22 protein-coding genes (1 of these 22 cut by a window edge) are annotated in these 18,661 nt (G+C 41.7%); all 22 read left to right on the top strand.

Annotated elements, in window-relative coordinates; translation table 11 throughout:
• Positions 1-360, top strand: coding sequence for a dihydroneopterin aldolase (gene folB / locus CHY_RS11045; RefSeq protein ID WP_011345252.1), 360 nt, complete (start codon positions 1-3; stop codon positions 358-360).
• 1 nt (position 361) lies between these two features.
• Positions 362-847 (top strand): 2-amino-4-hydroxy-6-hydroxymethyldihydropteridine diphosphokinase, encoded by a 486-nt coding sequence (folK, locus tag CHY_RS11040; protein WP_011345251.1) that lies wholly within the window; start codon positions 362-364, stop codon positions 845-847.
• A 216-nt stretch (positions 848-1,063) separates the two neighbouring features.
• A complete protein-coding gene (locus CHY_RS11035; protein WP_011345248.1) occupies positions 1,064-1,942 on the top strand; it encodes a Rossmann-like and DUF2520 domain-containing protein in 879 nt (292 codons plus the stop codon).
• The gene (panB, locus tag CHY_RS11030) at positions 1,935-2,765 is read left to right on the top strand and encodes a 3-methyl-2-oxobutanoate hydroxymethyltransferase (protein ID WP_011345247.1); all 831 of its coding nucleotides are present in this window, start codon (positions 1,935-1,937) and stop codon (positions 2,763-2,765) included. Before CHY_RS11035 ends, panB begins: the two co-directional genes overlap by 8 nt.
• Positions 2,766-2,789: 24 nt before the next feature.
• Positions 2,790-3,641 (top strand): pantoate--beta-alanine ligase, encoded by an 852-nt coding sequence (gene panC / locus CHY_RS11025; RefSeq protein WP_011345246.1) that lies wholly within the window; start codon positions 2,790-2,792, stop codon positions 3,639-3,641.
• Position 3,642: 1 nt separating this feature from the next.
• Positions 3,643-4,026, top strand: a complete 384-nt coding sequence (gene panD / locus CHY_RS11020; protein ID WP_011345245.1) for an aspartate 1-decarboxylase — start codon at positions 3,643-3,645, stop codon at positions 4,024-4,026.
• A gap of 11 nt (positions 4,027-4,037) precedes the next feature.
• Positions 4,038-4,958 (top strand): quinolinate synthase NadA, encoded by a 921-nt coding sequence (gene nadA / locus CHY_RS11015; protein ID WP_011345244.1) that lies wholly within the window; start codon positions 4,038-4,040, stop codon positions 4,956-4,958.
• Between the two features lie 12 nt (positions 4,959-4,970).
• Positions 4,971-6,530 (top strand): L-aspartate oxidase, encoded by a 1,560-nt coding sequence (gene nadB / locus CHY_RS11010; protein WP_011345243.1) that lies wholly within the window; start codon positions 4,971-4,973, stop codon positions 6,528-6,530.
• 4 nt (positions 6,531-6,534) lie between these two features.
• Positions 6,535-7,386: a carboxylating nicotinate-nucleotide diphosphorylase gene (nadC, locus tag CHY_RS11005; protein ID WP_011345242.1), complete on the top strand. Its 852-nt coding sequence runs from the start codon at positions 6,535-6,537 to the stop codon at positions 7,384-7,386.
• On the top strand, positions 7,383-8,369 hold the full coding sequence (locus CHY_RS11000; protein WP_011345241.1) for a biotin--[acetyl-CoA-carboxylase] ligase: 987 nt from the start codon (positions 7,383-7,385) through the stop codon (positions 8,367-8,369). Before nadC ends, CHY_RS11000 begins: the two co-directional genes overlap by 4 nt.
• Entirely contained in the window at positions 8,353-9,126 is a 774-nt protein-coding gene (locus tag CHY_RS10995; RefSeq protein ID WP_011345240.1) for a type III pantothenate kinase, read from the top strand. The genes CHY_RS11000 and CHY_RS10995 overlap by 17 nt, the downstream gene beginning before the upstream one ends.
• Positions 9,101-10,066, top strand: a complete 966-nt coding sequence (gene dusB / locus CHY_RS10990; RefSeq protein ID WP_011345239.1) for a tRNA dihydrouridine synthase DusB — start codon at positions 9,101-9,103, stop codon at positions 10,064-10,066. The genes CHY_RS10995 and dusB overlap by 26 nt, the downstream gene beginning before the upstream one ends.
• Before the next feature lie 98 nt (positions 10,067-10,164).
• Complete coding sequence (locus CHY_RS10985) at positions 10,165-10,695, top strand: hypothetical protein (protein WP_011345238.1); 531 nt, start codon at positions 10,165-10,167, stop codon at positions 10,693-10,695.
• Positions 10,696-10,697: 2 nt separating this feature from the next.
• Positions 10,698-11,780, top strand: coding sequence for a shikimate 5-dehydrogenase (locus CHY_RS10980; protein ID WP_011345237.1), 1,083 nt, complete (start codon positions 10,698-10,700; stop codon positions 11,778-11,780).
• Positions 11,781-11,906: 126 nt separating this feature from the next.
• Positions 11,907-12,380 carry a transcription elongation factor GreA gene (gene greA, locus CHY_RS10975; RefSeq protein WP_011345236.1) on the top strand — a complete coding sequence of 158 codons (474 nt, stop codon included), beginning with the start codon at positions 11,907-11,909 and terminating at the stop codon, positions 12,378-12,380.
• Between the two features lie 12 nt (positions 12,381-12,392).
• Positions 12,393-13,859, top strand: coding sequence for a lysine--tRNA ligase (lysS, locus tag CHY_RS10970; protein ID WP_011345235.1), 1,467 nt, complete (start codon positions 12,393-12,395; stop codon positions 13,857-13,859).
• Positions 13,860-14,041: 182 nt separating this feature from the next.
• Complete coding sequence (locus tag CHY_RS10965) at positions 14,042-15,307, top strand: peptide ABC transporter substrate-binding protein (RefSeq protein WP_049752102.1); 1,266 nt, start codon at positions 14,042-14,044, stop codon at positions 15,305-15,307.
• Between the two features lie 99 nt (positions 15,308-15,406).
• Entirely contained in the window at positions 15,407-15,682 is a 276-nt protein-coding gene (locus CHY_RS12860; protein ID WP_049752101.1) for a hypothetical protein, read from the top strand.
• Between the two features lie 100 nt (positions 15,683-15,782).
• Positions 15,783-16,709, top strand: a complete 927-nt coding sequence (locus CHY_RS10960; protein WP_011345234.1) for an ABC transporter permease — start codon at positions 15,783-15,785, stop codon at positions 16,707-16,709.
• Between the two features lie 5 nt (positions 16,710-16,714).
• Positions 16,715-17,629: an ABC transporter permease gene (locus CHY_RS10955; protein ID WP_011345233.1), complete on the top strand. Its 915-nt coding sequence runs from the start codon at positions 16,715-16,717 to the stop codon at positions 17,627-17,629.
• A gap of 11 nt (positions 17,630-17,640) precedes the next feature.
• The gene (locus tag CHY_RS10950) at positions 17,641-18,645 is read left to right on the top strand and encodes an ABC transporter ATP-binding protein (RefSeq protein WP_011345232.1); all 1,005 of its coding nucleotides are present in this window, start codon (positions 17,641-17,643) and stop codon (positions 18,643-18,645) included.
• A protein-coding gene (locus CHY_RS10945; protein ID WP_011345231.1) for an ABC transporter ATP-binding protein crosses the window boundary here: on the top strand, positions 18,646-18,661 show its beginning. 947 nt of this gene lie beyond the right edge of the window; only the first 16 of its 963 coding nucleotides appear in the window; the start codon lies at positions 18,646-18,648; its stop codon lies beyond the right edge, outside the window.

The raw sequence follows: 18,661 nt of genomic DNA, 5'->3' as shown, positions 1-18,661 counted from the left end.
ATGGATAAGATTGTCATAAAAGGTGTTGAATTTTATGCTTTTCACGGAGTTTTACCGGAAGAAAAAGCTTTGGGGCAAAAATTCATTCTTGACCTTGAGCTTGGTATTGATTTAAGGGATGCGGGGCGCAGCGATGATTTAAGTAAAACCGTTAGCTATAAAGAAGTTTTAGATTTCACCGAGGAGATTGTTACAAAAAACCGCTTTGATTTAATCGAAGCTCTGGCGGAAGAAGTAGCAGGGGGAATTTTAAACAAATTTTCTTTGATAAAAGAAGTAATGGTGCGGGTTCACAAACCTGGGGCACCTTTGAGGCAGAAACTTTCCGATGTTTATGTGGAAGTAAAAAGGGGCAGATAGCGTGGCTTTAGCATATATTGGAATCGGTACTAACCTGGGAAAAAAAGAAGAAAATATAAAAACTGCTTTAAAGGAAATTAAATCCCTTCCCGATACTAGGATTAATAAAGTTGCAGCTTTATACGAAACGGAGCCCTGGGGATACGCTGAGCAGGACTGGTTTTTAAATACGGTATGCGAAATAGAAACTGCTCTTACGCCAGAAAGTTTGTTGGAAGCTCTTTTACAAATAGAAAATAAAATGGGTAGGGTAAGAAGCATACGTTATGGCCCGCGGGTTATCGATTTGGACCTTTTGTGGTATGAAGGGGAAAAGAGGCAGGAGGAGAAACTAACCCTGCCTCATCCCCGCATCACCGAAAGGGCTTTTGTAGTGCTACCCCTTCTGGAGCTCTGGCCCGAGGCGGAGATAAATGGGGTAGTTTTAAAAAGTATTGCTGAAAAATTAAGGCAGGAGCAAGGCATAAAAAAATTCAAAAATTTGTGAAAAAATTATTTTATCTTCCTGTAGGAAAATTTATTGTAAAGATTTCTTGGTCTTGTTATTATAACCTTGAGGACACCGTTATGGGTCCTACAGAGTCGATTTATTTTTTAAAAAATCAATATGACCGCTTGGATCCAGAGGACCGAGACGGGAGTTAAAACAAAGGCCTTCCGTTCGGAAGGCTTTTTTTATCACAACCCAACAGAGGGGGATTTTATGATTAATTCCATTGGAATTATCGGGGCAGGGCGAGTTGGGGGAGCATTAAGTTTACTCCTGCGCGAAAAAGGGTTTAATATCAGTGGGGTTTACAGTAAAAGTCTATCTTCTGCTGAGAAGCTTGCTTTAAAAATAAACAGCTTTGTTTACCGGGACCTGGAAAGTTTGGTTGCGGAGTCGGAACTTATTTTTATCACCACTCCCGATCGAGAAATAGCCCGGGTTGCTCGGGAAATTGCTAAAATTCCCAATTTAAAGGGAAAGTATTTTGCTCATACCAGCGGCTCCCAGTGTTACAAAATTTTAAGCCCTATAAAGGAAAAAGGCGGGATTACTTTTACCATGCATCCTCTTCAGGCCATAGCTTCTCCGGAGATGGGTCGACAGGTCATGCCCGAGGCTTATTTTTCTTTGGAAGGGGATCCGGAAGGAGTTGAATTAGGGGCTTATTTGGTGCGGGTGTTAGGAGCCAAGGTGCTTTACCTAAAAGAAAATCAAAAAAGCTTGTATCACGCCGGAGCGGTAGTGGCTTCCAATTACCTCGTTACCCTTATTGATATAGCTTTAGAGCTTTTAGAAATTTCGGGAATTGCTCGGGAAGAGGGTTATAGAGCATTAAAACCTTTAATTTTGGGAACGCTAAATAATATTGAAAAGTATGGCACGGTAAATGCATTAACCGGCCCTATTGCCCGGGGAGATACGGTAACCATAGAACAGCACTTGGAGAAATTGCGGGAATATCCGAAACTAAGGGAATTTTACCTGGTTCTGGGTAGGCACACTTTGGAAATGGCCCAAAAGCGCGAAGATTATAATCCGGAAAAAGGACAGGAGATTTTAAAACTTTTTGAGGGGGAAAAATCTAATGGATAGGGTTACCGTTAGCAGTTTAAAAGAGATGAAAGAAGCGGGTCAGAAGATTGCCATGATAACGGCTTATGATTATCCTTCCGCCCTCTTTGCCGAGGAAGCTGGCGCGGAAGTGCTTTTAGTAGGGGATTCGTTAGGGATGGTGGTTTTGGGTTACGACAGTACTGTCCCCGTTACCATGGAGGAGATGCTCCATCACGTCAAGGCGGTGGTACGGGGGAGCAAAAGGAGCATGGTAGTTGCAGACATGCCTTTCATGTCTTATCAGGCAAGTTACACCGATGCCCTTTATAATGCCGGCCGCTTTTTAAAAGAAGGAGGAGCTCAGGCGGTAAAACTTGAAGGGGGCGGTGAAATAGCTGAACTGGTGGCGAAGCTTGTAACTGCAGGAATACCGGTAATGGGACATATTGGCCTAACTCCCCAGTCGGTTAATGCCCTTGGGGGTTATAAAGTTCAAGGTAAGGACTTAAAGACTGCCCAAAAACTTTTGGATGATGCTAAAGCTTTGGCAGATGCGGGGGCATTTGCCATAGTTTTGGAATGCGTGCCGGCGGCTTTAGCGGCAAAAATAACCGAAAGCATACCAATTCCAACAATAGGAATTGGCTCGGGAGTAAACTGCGATGGACAGGTTCTGGTTTACCACGATGTTTTGGGGATGTATCCCCGGATGTTACCTAAGTTTGTAAAAAGATATGCCGATCTTTCAAGCTTAATTAAAGAAGCAATAAGACAATATGTGCAGGAAGTGAAGGAGCAACAATTCCCGGAAGAAAAACACAGTTTTACCATGGCTCCGGAGATATTAGAAAGAATCTATTAGTTGCCGTAGTGAGGAGGGAATAATGTGCGTTTTTTTACGGAAATAAAACCTCTTAAAACCTACGTTGCCGAACAAAAGCGGGAAGGAAAAATTATCGGATTTGTGCCAACTATGGGTTATTTGCATGACGGTCACCTTTCTTTAGTCCGCAAAGCAAAGTTGCAAGCGGATGTAGTAATTGTATCGATATTTGTAAATCCTTTGCAATTCGGTCCCAATGAAGATTTTGCTAAATACCCCCGGGATTTAGAGCGGGATTTAGCCCTATTGCAGGAAGAGGGGGTAGATTGTGTCTTTGCCCCTTCAGCAGAAGAGATGTATAAAGAAGGCTTTTCGACTTTTGTAGAAGTAAATGGCGAGATTACGGAAGTAATGTGCGGTAAATCTCGGCCAGGACACTTTAAAGGTGTTGCTACCGTAGTTACTAAGCTGTTTAATATTGTGACTCCGGATTTAGCTTTTTTTGGCCAGAAAGATGCCCAGCAGCTTTTTATCATAGAAAAATTAGTCCGGGACTTAAATCTTAATGTGGAAATTGTCAGTGTTCCTACCCGACGGGAAGAAGATGGACTGGCAATGAGTTCAAGGAATACTTATTTAAATCCCGAAGAACGAAAAGCTGCCACTATTTTGTATCGAGCTTTAAAGCGCGGGGAGGAGCTGGTCCTGGCGGGGGAGAGGAACCCCGAAAGGTTAAAAAAACTTATAGAGGAATTTATAAAAACAGAACCTTTAGCGCGAATTGATTATGTAGAGGTACGTTCGGTTCCCGATTTAAAAGCCATGGATGTAATTAAAGGTAAATTTATAATAGCTCTGGCAGTTTATATTGGTAGTACCCGTTTGATAGATAATTTTATTCTGGAGGTAGATTAAAGTGTTTTTGACCATGATGAAGGGGAAAATTCACCGGGCTACCGTTACCGAAGCTAATTTAAATTATGTGGGTAGCATTACCATTGATGAAGAGCTGTTAGATGCTTCCGGAATTTTACCCAACGAAAAAGTACAGGTGGTAAACATAAATAACGGGGCTCGGCTGGAAACTTATACTATACCCGGACCGAGGGGTAGCGGAATTATAAGTTTAAACGGGGCGGCGGCCAGACTTTGCCAGATAGGGGATAAGGTTATTATTATTGCGTATGCGTTAATGGAAGAAAAAGAAGCAAAACAATGGCAACCCAAAGTAGTTTTTGTTGATGAATACAATAAAATAGTTAAAATAAAAGAAAAAGAGATTCATGGCCAAACAGAATAGGAGTGAAACGAATGTTTGATGAAAAAACCCAAAAGATTATGGATGAGGTGGTGAGACTTAAGAAAGAAAAAAATGCTATTATCCTTGCCCACCTCTATCAACGTCCCGAAGTTCAGGAAGTAGCCGATTACGTTGGTGATTCTCTGGGGCTTGCCCGAACTGCAGCTAATACCGATGCTGAAGTTATTGTTTTTGCCGGTGTTCATTTTATGGCTGAAAGTGCCAAAATCCTTTCACCGGATAAAATCGTTTTGCTTCCGGAAATTGAAGCGGGATGTCCTTTAGCCGATACCATTACCGCGGAAAGTTTAAGAAAAAAGAAAGCTGAACATCCCGGGGCTATTGTGGTTACCTATGTTAATTCTTCAGCCGAAGTTAAGGCTGAAAGTGACATTATTTGTACTTCGGCAAATGCGGTAAAAGTCATAGAAAGCATTCCTCCGGAGAGGGAAATTATTTTTACTCCGGACCGCAATTTAGGTGATTACGTGGCTAAGAAAACGGGGCGCAAGTTAATATTGTGGGACGGCTATTGCAACACCCATCAAAGGCTTACTCCCGATGATATTCGGCAGGCAAAAGCCGAGCATCCTAATGCTAAAGTATTGGTTCATCCCGAGTGCCGCCCGGAGGTGGTGGCTTTAGCCGATGGTGTATTTAGCACTACCGGTATTATAAACTACGTGGTAAATGACCCTGGGGATGAATTTATTATCGGAACGGAAGCGGGTATTATGCATCAGTTAACAAAAAAGGCTCCTCATAAAAAGTGTTATCTTGCTTCAAAGAAACTAATTTGTCCTAATATGAAGCTTACTACTATCGAAAAAGTAAAATTAGCCTTGGAAACTCTGGAGCCGCAAATTGAGGTTGATCCGGAAATTGCTAAAAAAGCTCTTCAGGCTTTAGAGAGAATGTTGGCTATTGGTTAGGGGGAGAAGAAGTTGCGCCGGTATTTAATTGACTTTGATTTATCCGGCGTTCCGGTTTATAAATCCGATTACCTGGTAATCGGTAGCGGAATTGCTGGGCTTTATGCTGCTTTAAATGCTGCCCGCTACGGTGAGGTAATCGTCTTAACCAAGAAAAATTTAGGGGATACCAATACCGATTTGGCCCAGGGTGGAATTGCGGCAGCGGTAGATACCGAAGAAGACTCACCGGAACTTCATTATCAGGATACGATTGCAGCGGGAGCAGGACTGTGCAATCCGGAAGCGGTAAGAGTTTTGGTGGAGGATGGCATCGAGAGGGTCCACCACCTGGTGGAGTTAGGGGCTGATTTTAACCGCAAAGATGGTAAATTGGCCCTGAGGATGGAAGGTGCCCACCGCCGCCGGAGAATTCTGTACCGGGGCGATACTACCGGAGAAGAAATTCAAAGGGTTTTATCTGCAGCCGTAAAAAATCATTCTAATATCCGGGTGATGGAGAATCACTTTGCCTTAGATTTAATTACCGAGGACCGGGAATGCTTGGGTGCTCTAGCTTGGGATGAAAATGGAAATTTACGTTTATTTTTAAGTAAGTTTACGATATTGGCTACCGGTGGTGCTGGGCAAGTATTCCGGGAGACCACCAATCCGGATGTGGCTACCGGTGACGGAATAGCCATGGCCTACCGGGCGGGAGCGGGAGTTATGGACATGGAATTTTTCCAGTTTCATCCGACCGCTTTAAATTTGCCCGGACGGCAGAAGTTTCTGATCAGTGAAGCGGTGCGCGGGGAAGGGGCAAGGCTGGTAAACGCTGCCGGCGAGTATTTCATGAAAAACTACCATGAGCTTGCTGACCTTGCACCGCGGGATGTGGTGGCCCGGGCCATTTGGGACCAGGCGCAAAAAGGCCAGGTATATTTGGATATCAGAAGCTTTACCGACGAACAATTGGCCGGAATACCGCGAATAGTAAAAACTTTAAAGGAAAACGGTTTAGACCCCAGAAAAGATTTGATACCGGTTTTACCGGCTGCCCATTACTTTATGGGTGGGGTGAGGACCAACATTTGGGGGGAAACGGATTTAGCCCGGCTTTATGCCTGCGGTGAAGTAGCGTGCCAGGGGGTACACGGAGCTAACCGTCTGGCTTCCAATTCCCTTTTAGATGGGCTGGTTTTTGGTTACCGGATAGTTGAACGAACGAAAAATATTTTAAAATCTACCCGGATTAATTATCCGGAGATCTCAATTTACCAGGGGGAAAATAGGGAAGGTATTGGAGCCAGGGAAGCTATTGCCCAGATTAAAGATTTGATGTGGGAGAATGCCGGAATTATTCGTAACGGACAGGGATTAAGGGTGCTATTGGAAAATTTACGTAAACTCAAACTTTCTTATCCGGTGAAAAATATTGAAGAAGCGGTGGCTGCAAATTTATACCAAACAGCTATTTTAATTGCTCTGGCTGCTTTAATCCGGGAGGAAAGCCGGGGAGCGCATTTTCGTTCCGATTATCCCCAAAGGGATGATTTTCTCTGGCAGAAACACATTGTTTTATCGAGGTGATAAGGTGCTACCTTTTTACGTACGGGAACATATCCGCCTTGCTCTTGAGGAAGATATCGGAATGGGAGATATTACTACTGAAGCGATTGCGGTTGGTGATGAGCATACTGTGGGATTTGTAAAGGTCAAAGAGCCCGGGGTGGTTGCCGGGCTTTTTGTGCTGGAGGAAATTTACCGGGTTCTTTCGGGCAACGTGCGCGTTGAGTATATGGTAAAAGATGGGGAAGAAGTTGCTTCGGGACAGGTTATTGCCAAAATTTATGGCCCGGCGGCGGTAATTTTAATGGGTGAACGGGTAGCTTTAAATTACCTGCAGTTTTTATCGGGAATTGCTACCAAAACCCGCCGGATCATTAACAAGGTGAAGGATTACCCGGTTAGGGTAGTGGATACCCGGAAAACCGTTCCCGGTCTTCGCTGGCTTTCTAAATATGCCGTGCGGGTGGGTGGAGGCCATAACCACCGGTTTAACTTGAGTGATGGGATTTTATTAAAAGATAATCATATTAAGGCTGCGGGAGGAATAGAAGAAGCGATTAAAAGAGCGCGGAAGTATGCTCCCCATACGTTAAAAATAGAAATAGAAGTGGAAAGCCTTGAAGGTTTAAAAGAAGCTATTGCGGCGGGAGCGGATATAGTAATGCTTGACAACATGTCTCCCCAAAGGGTAAAAGAAGCAAGGAAAATTGCCGGAGATAAAGTTTTATTGGAAGCTTCCGGAGGAATAAATGAAGAAAATATTTTGGAGTATGCCCGGGCGGGAATTGACGTAATTTCTCTGGGAACCCTTACTCATTCGGTCAAAGCTTTGGATATAAGCCTTGATTTAAAAAGTTTAAAGGAGACCGGCCAATGAAAGAGGAAATTATCTCCATGTTAGTTAAAAGTCAGGATTATGTATCCGGTGAAGAAATTTCTCAAAAACTTGGAGTGACAAGGACGGCTATCTGGAAGCATATCAAGGAGCTTAAACGGGAAGGGTATGAGATAACCGCCCATCCCAGGAAGGGTTACAAGCTGGAGCGTTATCCTGACATACCGGCGTATTATTTATTAAAACCGTTCCTTAAAACCCGCTATTTGGGGCATACCGGGGAATATCACGATTTAATAGGTTCAACAAACGACCGGGCCAAGGAGCTGGCCGCCAATAAGGTTCCTGAAGGCTTTTTGGTGTCGGCTAACGGTCAGACCGCTGGCCGCGGCAGGCTTGGGCGCAGCTGGAATTCGCCTCCGGGACAGGGATTGTATTTTAGTTTGGTCCTTTATCCCAGCTTACCTCCTGTGGAGCTTCCCAGGTTAACGCTGTTAGCTGGCTTAGCCCTTGCTCAAGCCTTAGAAAATCTGGGGGTTAATGTGCAAATTAAATGGCCCAATGACCTTTTAATTAATGGGCAGAAGGTTGCCGGTATACTTACCGAAATAGCTGCGGAAGCGGAGAGAACAATTTATGCGGTGGTGGGCATAGGTATAAATATCGAACCTTTAGATGAAGAGGTAAAAAGTAGCTTTGCCTATCCCGCTACTGCCTTGAAAGAACATCTGCCGGGAGTTTCCCGGCAAAGCTTATTAGCTATGTTTTTAGAAAGATTTGAGAAACTGTATGAGGAGTTTAAAAAGGGAGAATTTGCCCAAAGTTTGACGGAATATAAAAAGCGACTGGCTTTTTTAGGGGAAGAAGTGATGATAATTACCGGCGACCGGGAATATATAGGGGTACTCCACGACCTTGGAGAAGACGGAAGTTTAATAATAAACGATGGAAATACCGTTAAACGGTTTGCGGCAGGAGAAATAAGCTTAAGAAGAAAAGAGGGGGAGCATGTTCTTAGCAATTGATATTGGTAATACCAATATAGTTTTAGGGATTTACGATAAGGGGAAACTTATCAAAACCTGGAGAATGGCAGCGGATAGAAACAAGACCGTTGATGAATATGCGGTTTTAATACATAATTTCTTTTCTTTTATAAACCTTAGCTTTAAAGATATTGAGGGAATTGGAATTGCTTCTGTGGTACCGCCGTTAACTCCCATTTTTGAGCAGCTGTGTTATAACTATTTTAAAGTTAAGCCTTTAGTAATAGGTCCCGGAGTGAGAACCGGGTTAAAAATTAAGTTTGAAAATCCCCGGGAAGTAGGGGCGGATAGGATAGTAAATGCGGTGGCGGGTTATCATATTTACGGTGGCCCATTAATCGTAGTTGATTTTGGAACTGCTACTACTTTTGATGCTATTAATGATAAAGGTGAGTATATTGGCGGTGCTATTAGCCCGGGGATAGGAATTTCTACCGAGGCGCTCTTTGCTCGGGCTTCTAAACTGCCGCGGATTGAGCTTGTAAAACCGTTGAGCGTAATCGGTAAAAATACCGTTTCGGCGATGCAGGCCGGCATAATTTACGGTTTTATCGGCCAGGTGGATGAGATTTGTGCCCGGATGAAAAAAGAACTGGGCGGAGCGGCAAAAGTTATTGCTACCGGTGGCTTGGCTGAACTTATTGCAACCGATTCCCGGCAAATAGAGAAGGTAGATCAGAACTTAACACTGGAGGGTATTAGACTTATTTATGAGCGCAACCAGGCGGGAAATTAAGCTTAAAAACCCGGTGATTGTAGCACCAATGGCGGGAGTTACCGATAAAGCTTTTCGGCTTATTTGCCAAAGTTTTGGTGCAGGCCTTACCGTTACCGAAATGATTAACGACTTAGCTTTGCTGCACGGAAACTCTAAAACCCGGCAGATGATTGATTTACAAGGGGAAGCAATGCCGGTGGCAGTCCAGATTTTTGGTAGTTCACCGGAAAAAATGGCGGAAGCGGCCCGTATAGTTGAGGAAGCTGGGGCCAGCATGATTGACATCAACATGGGTTGCCCTGCTCCCAAAATTGTGAAGAACGGTGAAGGTGCGGCTTTAATGTTAAAGCCAGAATTGGCGGAAAAGATTGTTATGGCGGTAAAAAATGCCGTTTCCGTTCCGGTGTCGGTAAAAATAAGAAAGGGGTTTGATGATAATACTGTAAATGCCATTGAATTTGCCCAAAGAATGGAAGCGGCAGGGGCTGATCTGATTACGGTTCACGGACGCACCCGGGAACAATTCTATTCGGGAAAGGCGGACTGGGAGATAATTCGCCGGGTTAAGCAGGCGGTAAAAGTAAAAGTTGCGGGGAATGGGGATGTGGATTCTCCTCAGAAGGCAAAGGAAATGTTAGAACTTACTGGAGTAGATTTTGTGATGATAGGGCGGGCGGTTATGGGCAATCCCTGGCTTATTCAGCAGATCGTTTTTTATCTTGAACGGGGAGAAATTTTACCCAAGCCTTCGCCCCAAGAAAAGGCGGAAGTTGCTTTAAGGCATTTTGAGTATCTTTTAAAATTTAAAGGCGAGTACATAGCAGTGCGGGAAATGAGAAAGCACGGGGGCTGGTATTTTAAAGGTCTTCCCGGTGCTTCTAGGTTAAGGGAAATATTAAACCGGGCGAAAACTCCAGAGGAAGTAAGAGAAGCACTTTTAATGATGGAGAAAAATTAAAATGGTTGCATTGACAGAATAAAAGTGTTAAAATATGTACACAAAATTGTGTACATATTTTTCTTTTTTTATGAGATAGTTTTTAAGGGGTAGCGGTTATGAAAATTGTTAGAATTGGGGATAAAGTTATTTCCAGGGATAAGATTGACCGGATGGTGGATGAAATTTTAAGGCTGCGCTCGCAGGGTTATTCCCAGCAGGAAACAGCCAATATTCTGGGGTTAGAGCGGACATTTATTTCAAGATTGGAAGGGATTGGAGAAATACGCAAGGGTACAAAAATTGCCGTCTTTGGCTTCCCCCTTAAAAATGTAGAGGAGCTCAAAAAGGTTTGTGAAGAAGAAGGGGTAGATTTTACCTTATTGATGACCGATAAAGAACGCTGGGAATTTATTGAGGGGAAGAGTGCGGCGGAGCTGGTAAACCTTTTAATGGAATTAATTGCGGCGGCGCAGCAGTTTGATACGGTGATCATGATTGGTTCGGATATGCGAGTAAAGGTAGCCCAGGCGATTGTTGACCGGGAAGTGATTGGGATTACTATTGGGCATACGCCCATTGAAGAAGATGTTTATCTTGATCCAGAGGTTTTAAGGGAAGCAATTAAATCGGTGCGGGGAGGTAAGTAAAGGTGGACAAATTTGCTTTTATCATACATCCTTTAGAAGCCAAGGATGTAGCCAAAAAGTTTGGCTTTGCCAAATATCTTCCGGATCGGCTAATTGAATGGGGCTTAAAAAAACTGCCGGCCTTTAAAGCTTCCCACATAACCGGGGTGAAATCACCATATAATGAAGTGGAAGGTTATTTTATCACCTGTCCGCTAACTACCCGGCAGATGGTTGAATTACCCGAAGAGTTTGTTCTGGGGAAAATAATTGAAGCGGGAAAAGTTGCGGAAAAGTTAGGGGCCAAAATTGTTGGCCTTGGAGCTTTTACTTCGGTAGTGGGTGATGCAGGGATTACTGTGGCGAAAAACCTCAATATTGCGGTGACTACCGGAAACAGTTACACCGTTGCGACTGCTCTGGAAGGAACTAAAAAAGCTGCGGCGATTATGGGACACGATTTAAAAAAGGCCAATGTGGTGGTAATAGGAGCGGCCGGTTCCATAGGCAAAGTAGCAGCGCGTTTTATGGCAAAGGAGGTAAAAAATCTTACTTTAGTAGGACGAAACCTTGCGAAGCTTGAGCCGGTGGCGGACCTAATTTTAAAAGAATCGGGGTTGGCGGTTGCCATTACCGATAATGTGAAAAAAAGTTTAAAGGAAGCAGACATAGTAATAACCGTTACAAGTTCGGTGGATACTATTATCGAGCCCGAAGATTTAAAACCGGGAGCGGTGGTATGCGATGTTTCACGCCCCCGGGATGTTTCGAAGGAGGTAGCCAAGCTGCGGGATGATGTTTTAGTTATTGAGGGTGGAGTGGTGGAAGTTCCGGGAGATGTGGAGTTTAACTTAAACTTTGGTTTTCCTCCCAAAACTTCTTATGCCTGTATGGCGGAGACGATGATTTTAACTTTAGAGGGGCGCTTTGAAAACTTTTCTTTGGGGCGGGACATGGAATTAGAAAAGGTGGAAGAAATAAGCAGGTTGGCTCAGAAACATGGTTTTAAGGTTGGAGGCTTTAGAAGCTTTGAGAGAGCAATATCTTCCGAAGAAATAGAAAAAATTAGAAAAAATGCTCTGAAAAAGTCTGTTTTTGCTACTTAAAATTTCTTGACAAGCTTTAGTTCCTCTTTTATAATAAACTGCGTTTAAAGAAATGAAGCACTGCTGTTACCAGCAGTGCTTTCGGTATAATTTATGGAAGTTATTAAGCTTGAAGGAGAGAGAAATATGAAGGAAAAAGAGGTTATCTTAACCCGAGAGGGGCTTAAAAAATTAGAACAGGAATTAGAAGAGTTGAAATCGGTTAAACGGCGGGAAGTGGCCGAAAGGATTAAGCAGGCAATAGAATTTGGGGATATAAGTGAAAACTCCGAATACGAAGATGCCAAAAATGCGCAGGCTTTTATCGAAGGACGGATAATTACTTTAGAAAAAATGTTAAGGAATGCTAAAATTATTGAAAATGACCAGCAAAAAGATGTGGTTACCTTGGGCTCAAAAGTGGTTTTAAAAGACCTCGAATATGGAGTGGTAGAAGAGTATTATCTTGTAGGGTCGGCGGAAGCTGATCCTTCAGCCAATAAAATTTCCAACGAATCGCCCGTTGGGAGTGCTATTTTAGGAAAGAAAAAAGGAACTGTGGTAGAGGTGAAAGTACCTGCGGGTACTTTAAAATACGAGATAGTCGATATTTTAGAATAAGGGGGAGCCAAGTTGGAGCACCAGGAACTAAACGAACTTGTTAAAGTGCGGTTAGAAAAACTTTCTGAGTTACGGAAAATGGGTATTGAACCGTACGGCGGCAAGTTTGAGCGAACCCATACTGCTAAAGAAATTCTCGATAACTTTGAACAATTGGTTGATAAAACGGTGAAAATAGCCGGGCGCATTATGGCTAAAAGGGGCCACGGGAAAGCTTCTTTTGCTCATATCCAGGATATGTCCGGTAAAATTCAAATTTATGCCCGACAGAACGAATTAGGTATCGATGCTTATAAATTATTTGAAAAACTGGATATAGGTGATATCATTGGCGTTACCGGCCATGTTTTTAAAACTCAAAAGGGTGAAATCACCGTCTGGCTCTCCAGTTTTGAAATATTAGCCAAATCCTTAAGACCACTCCCGGAAAAGTGGCATGGGCTTACCGATGTGGAACTTCGCTACCGGCAACGCTACGTTGATTTAATTGTCAACCCTGAAGTCCGGGAAACATTTATCTTAAGAAGCCGTATTGTCAAGACTATTCGGGAGTTTTTGGACCAGAAAGGTTTCTTAGAAGTGGAAACCCCAATGATGCATCCTATTGCCGGAGGGGCAGCGGCAAGGCCGTTTATTACCCACCACAATGCCTTAGATATGAAGTTATACTTACGTATTGCCCCGGAATTGTATTTAAAGCGCCTTTTGGTTGGTGGCTTTGAGAAGGTTTATGAGATTAACAGAAACTTTAGAAATGAAGGTATTTCTACCAAACATAATCCCGAGTTTACAATGTTAGAATTATATCAGGCCTATGCCGACTACCATGATATGATGGATATCACCGAAGAATTAATAACCCATGTTGCTGAAAAGGTACTGGGAACCTTAGAGATAACTTACCAGGGGACACCAATTAATTTACATAGACCCTGGAAGCGGATTCCCATGTTAAAGGCAATTGAAGAAGCTACCGGAGTGGATTTTGCCGGTGTTAAAGACCCGGTTCAAGCCTATGCTAAGGCCAAAGAGCTGGGAGTTCCGGTGGAAGAAGGCATGGGCTGGGGTGAAATCATTACAGCAGTTTTTGAGGAAAAGGTGGAACCTACCCTTATTAATCCGACTTTTGTGATTGATTATCCAGTAGAAGTATCACCTTTGGCTAAACGCCAGAAGGAAAATCCTGATTTAACTTACCGGTTTGAGCTGTTTATCTATGGGCGGGAAATGGCCAATGCTTTTTCCGAACTAAACGACCCCATTGATCAAAAAGAACGCTTTTTAAAACAGTTAGAAGCTCGGGCAAAAGGAAATGAAGAAGCGCACATGATGGATGAAGATTATATCACTGCTTTAGAGTACGGAATGCCGCCTGCCGGAGGACTGGGAATCGGTATTGACCGTTTGGTTATGCTTTTAACTGACCAAGCTTCGATTCGGGATGTTATTTTATTCCCTTTGATGCGTCCCCGGGATTAAAAGGGGGCAGAGGGGAAATTTGCTTTTTGTATTAATATTGAAAATTTTGAAAATATAGAGTATATTATGAATAAAATATTTTGTATACACAAAATTTCGGCAGGAAAGTACGAGAGCCTGTCGAACTATTAATACTGTTACCTGGGGGCAAAATATTAAAAATTTAAAGGAGGTTGTGTGCATTGAGAAAAAGAAACGGTTTACTGGCGCTTTTAGCGGTAGTGTTGAGTTTCTCTTTGGTCTTTACCGGCTGCGCGAAGAAGACCGAGGAGAACAAAACCGGGGAGAAGCCAGAACAAAAATTAGTTTTGGCAGTAGGTGATGAGGGCTCAACATTAGACCCTAACAAAATGTCAGATTTATATGCTGCGGATGTAGTTAACCAAACTTTTGAAACTCTCGTGAAGTTTGATGCTAATGGTAAAATTGTTCCTGCGTTAGCAGAAAAATGGGAAGTGTCTCCTGATGGAACAGAATATACTTTTTATTTGAGAGATGCAAAATGGTCTGATGGTACCCCGGTAACAGCTAAGGATGTAAAATTTTCATGGCTAAGACTATTAGATCCCAAGACAGCTGCACCATATGCTTATCTATTAACTGATTCAGCACCAATAAAAGGAGCAAAAGAGTTTAATAGTGGAAAGGCTAAAGCAGATGCAGTTGGTATTACAGTGGTAAATGATAAGACGATTAAAGTTAAACTTGTATCTCCCTCTTTAAACTTTTTGAGTATTGTGACTATGCCCCAATTGGTACCTATCAATGAAAAAACGGTAAAAGAGAATCCGGATTTTCTTGTAAAGGATAATTTAAATATTATTTGTAATGGTCCTTTTATGTATAAGGAGTATAAGCCGAAGGAAAAAGTGGTACTGGTTAAAAACCCCAATTATTGGGATGCTAAAAATGTTAAACTTGAACAAGTAGAATTTAATTTTGTATCTGACCAGCAAACTGCAACAACTCTTTTTGAACAAGGTAAATTGGATTTAACTGTAGACTTAATTCCACCAGCTCTTTTAGAACAGTATATGTCTCAAGGAAAGGCCAAAGAAATTTCTGGTTTAAATACAAACTTCGCCGCTTTAAATACCAAACTAGCTCCATTAAATAATCCAAAAGTTAGAAAAGCTTTAGCAATGGCTATTGATAGAGAGGGCTTAACGAAGATTTTACCACGACAAAAGGCGGCATATGCTTTTGTTCCGTTTGGGATTAAGGAACCGGATGGCAAAGACTTTAGAGAAAAAGGTGGCAGTTTAATTGAGTATAATGTAGAAGAAGCAAAGAAATTACTTGCAGAAGCAGGATATCCTGATGGTAAAGGATTCCCAGAACTTCGTTATTTAACTGCAGATCGGGAAACTAGTAAAAAAATTGCTCAATATCTCCAAGAACAATGGAGAAAGAATTTAAATATTTCTACTAAACTGGAAGTTATGTAATGGAAGGTTTTAGCTGGAAAGTATCTCTCAAATCCAAATTTTGTTAAATCGCCGTATCATATTGTTGCTTATGCTTGGGCGGCAGATTATGTAAACCCTATGACTTTCCTTGATATGTTCATGACAGGTAATGGCAACAATACACCGGGCTATGATAATAAAAACTATGATGCAAAAATTAGAGAAGCGATTAACGCAAAAAGTTTTGAGGAGCACTTTAAAGCATTACATGAAGCAGAAAGTATTTTAATAAACGATGCACCTATAATACCCCTCACATTCAGAGATATTCATATTCAAATTAAAGATAAAGTTAAGGGCGTATTAGTATTGCCTACAAGTTTGGTTGATCTTAAAAATGCTTATATAGAGTAGAATTTTAAAGAATCGAGGTATGTGTTATTAACACATACCTCGATTTTATGATAGACTACTTGAATATAAAACTACTATTGTTTTTAAAGGAGTGTTTAATTTGTTTGCGATAATAAGACAAAGAATTTTTAGTGGAATTATTGCAGTTTGGTTGATTGCAACAATTACGTTTTTTTTAATGCATTCCATACCTGGAGGACCTTTTACGGATGCAAAAAAACTCCCACCAGAGGTTGAGAAAAATTTAATGGCAAAATATCATTTAGATCAACCATTATTAAAACAGTATGAATATTATATGCTCAATTTACTAAAAGGTGATCTTGGGGTTTCGATAAAATATGAAGGTAGAACGGTTAATGAAATAATTAAAGATGGTTTTCCGGTTTCGGCGTCTTTAGGGTTTATTGCATTATTAATTGCAGTTACATTTGGAGTGCTTTTGGGCATAATTTCAGCATTGAAAAAAAATAGTATTTTGGATTATATAAGTGTTATAATAGCTACTATTGGTTTTTCAGTTCCAAGTTTTATTCTAGCTACGTTATTAATGTATATTTTTGCTCTTAAATTGAATCTTTTACCAGCAGCATTATGGGAAACACCGGCAAATGCTATACTTCCGTCTATTTCACTTGCCTTTTTACCAATGGCTTTTATTACTAGAATGGTGCGGGCGAATCTACTGGAAGAGTTAGAAAAAGATTATATAAAAACTGCAAGGGCAAAAGGTTTAAGTGAAAAAACAGTGATATTTAAACATGCCCTGAAAAATGCTATTTTACCTGTTGTAACATATTTAGGACCAATGGCTGCGGGTATTTTTACCGGAAGCTTTGTTATTGAAAAAATATTTGTTATCCCCGGATTAGGTAGAGATTTTGTTACAAGTATTACGAATCGGGATTACACGGTAATTATGGGTCTTACGATTTTTTACAGTGTATTATTAATATTTATGAATTTATTAGTTGATATATCTTATGGCTTTATTGATCCTAGAATTAAGTTAGGCAAAGGAGAGTAAGAAAAATGGATATAACAAAAGAAATGGTAGAAAAGATAAGAACAGAAGAAAAAAATGCTGAAGCAATAACAAGACCAAAAACTACTTACTGGCAAGATGTTGTAAGAAGTTTTAGGAAAAATAAACTTGCGGTATTAGGTCTTACAATAATAATGTTACTTATAATTATGGCGATTATTGGTCCTAGTATTTCTGGTCATACCTATTATGAACAAAGTGTAATTGATGCAAATCAACCTCCAAACAGCAATTATTATTTTGGTACTGATTATTTGGGACGAGATTTGTTTACGAGAATATGGTATGGTGCAAGGATATCCTTAACAATTGGCGTTATTACTACCATAATTTGTTTTGTTATTGGGGTATTGTATGGTGGTATTTCAGGATACTTTGGAGGAAAATTAGATGAAGTAATGATGAGGATAGTTGAAATCCTTTCGAGTATACCCTTCTTGCTTTATGTAATTTTACTGATGGTTGTGCTTGGGCCAGGATTAAAAACAATATTTGTAGCGTTAGGAGCTGTTTACTGGCTAAATATGGCGAGAATAGTAAGAGGACAAGTTCTATCTTTAAAAGAACAAGAATTTGTTCTTGCAGCGAAGGTGTTAGGAGCAAGCCCGCTTCGAATTTTAGTTAGACACATAATTCCGAATACAATGGGTCCGATTATTGTTGCCATGACCTTAATGATTCCAGAAGCTATTTTTACTGAAGCCTGGTTGAGTTTTTTAGGGTTAGGGGTTTCAGCCCCAATGGCAAGTTGGGGTAGCTTAGCAAGCGAAGGGCTTGAATCAATTCAAGTTTATCCGTGGCAATTATTTTTCCCGGCGTTCTTTATCAGTATAACCATGCTGGCTTTTAACTTTGTTGGTGACGGGTTAAGAGATGCCTTAGACCCGCGGGCCAGAAGATAGGAGGTTTTAAAGTGGCAAACATTTTAGAAGTAAAAGACCTCAGGGTAAACTTTAAAACTTTTGCCGGCGATGTCCAAGCTGTCCGCGGTGTAACCTTTAGTGTCAAAAAAGGTGAAGTTGTTGCCATCGTCGGGGAATCGGGGTGTGGCAAATCTGTTACAGCCCACACGATAATGAAGTTAATCCCTACACCTCCGGGGAAAATTGTCAGCGGGCAAATCCTTTTTAACGGGGAGGACTTGGTCCCCAAAACCCAGGAACAGATGGCGAAAATACGGGGTAAAGAGATTGGAATGGTCTCGCAAGACCCCATGACTTCCTTAAATCCCACTTTAACCATTGGAACCCAACTGGGTGAGGTACTGCGGGTTCACCAGGGATTAAAAGGTGAAGCAGCAAAAGAGCGGATGATTGAACTATTAAAGATGGTAGGAATTAACCAGCCGGAAAAGAGGTTAAAGCAATATCCCCATGAGTTTTCCGGTGGGATGCGCCAGAGGGTTTTAATTGCCATAGCCCTTGCCTGCAACCCACAGCTTTTAATCGCGGACGAGCCTACTACAGCTTTAGATGTTACCATTCAGGCCCAGATTTTGGAGCTTTTAAAAGAGCTGCAAAATAAACTGCATATGTCGGTTATTATCATAACCCACGATTTGGGTGTTGTAGCTGGATTTTCCGAGCGAGTTGTGGTTATGTATGCCGGAAAAGTGGTGGAAGAAGGAAATACCGAAGAAATTTTTTACAATGCGAAACATCCCTATACCTGGGGACTTTTAAAATCGGTTCCGCGTTTAGACCAAGACCGGTCAGTTCCATTGGTTCCCATTACCGGTCGGCCGCCGGATTTAATAAATCCGCCTAAAGGTTGTGCATTTTGGCCTCGCTGCGAACATGCCATGAAAATCTGTGCTATGTACGAACCACCGGAAACTGAAGTTTCTCCTGGTCACCGGGTTAGCTGCTGGCTTAATGCCGAGGAAGTTAAAAAGCTTACAGCAAAGGCGGTGGATTAAGTGGTAGAAAATATCT

It is taken from the genome of Carboxydothermus hydrogenoformans Z-2901 (assembly GCF_000012865.1).
In the GTDB taxonomy this organism is placed as follows: domain Bacteria; phylum Bacillota; class Z-2901; order Carboxydothermales; family Carboxydothermaceae; genus Carboxydothermus; species Carboxydothermus hydrogenoformans.
The sequence above is the reverse complement of the archived record's forward strand: the minus strand, read 5'-3'. Positions and strand labels throughout refer to the sequence as shown.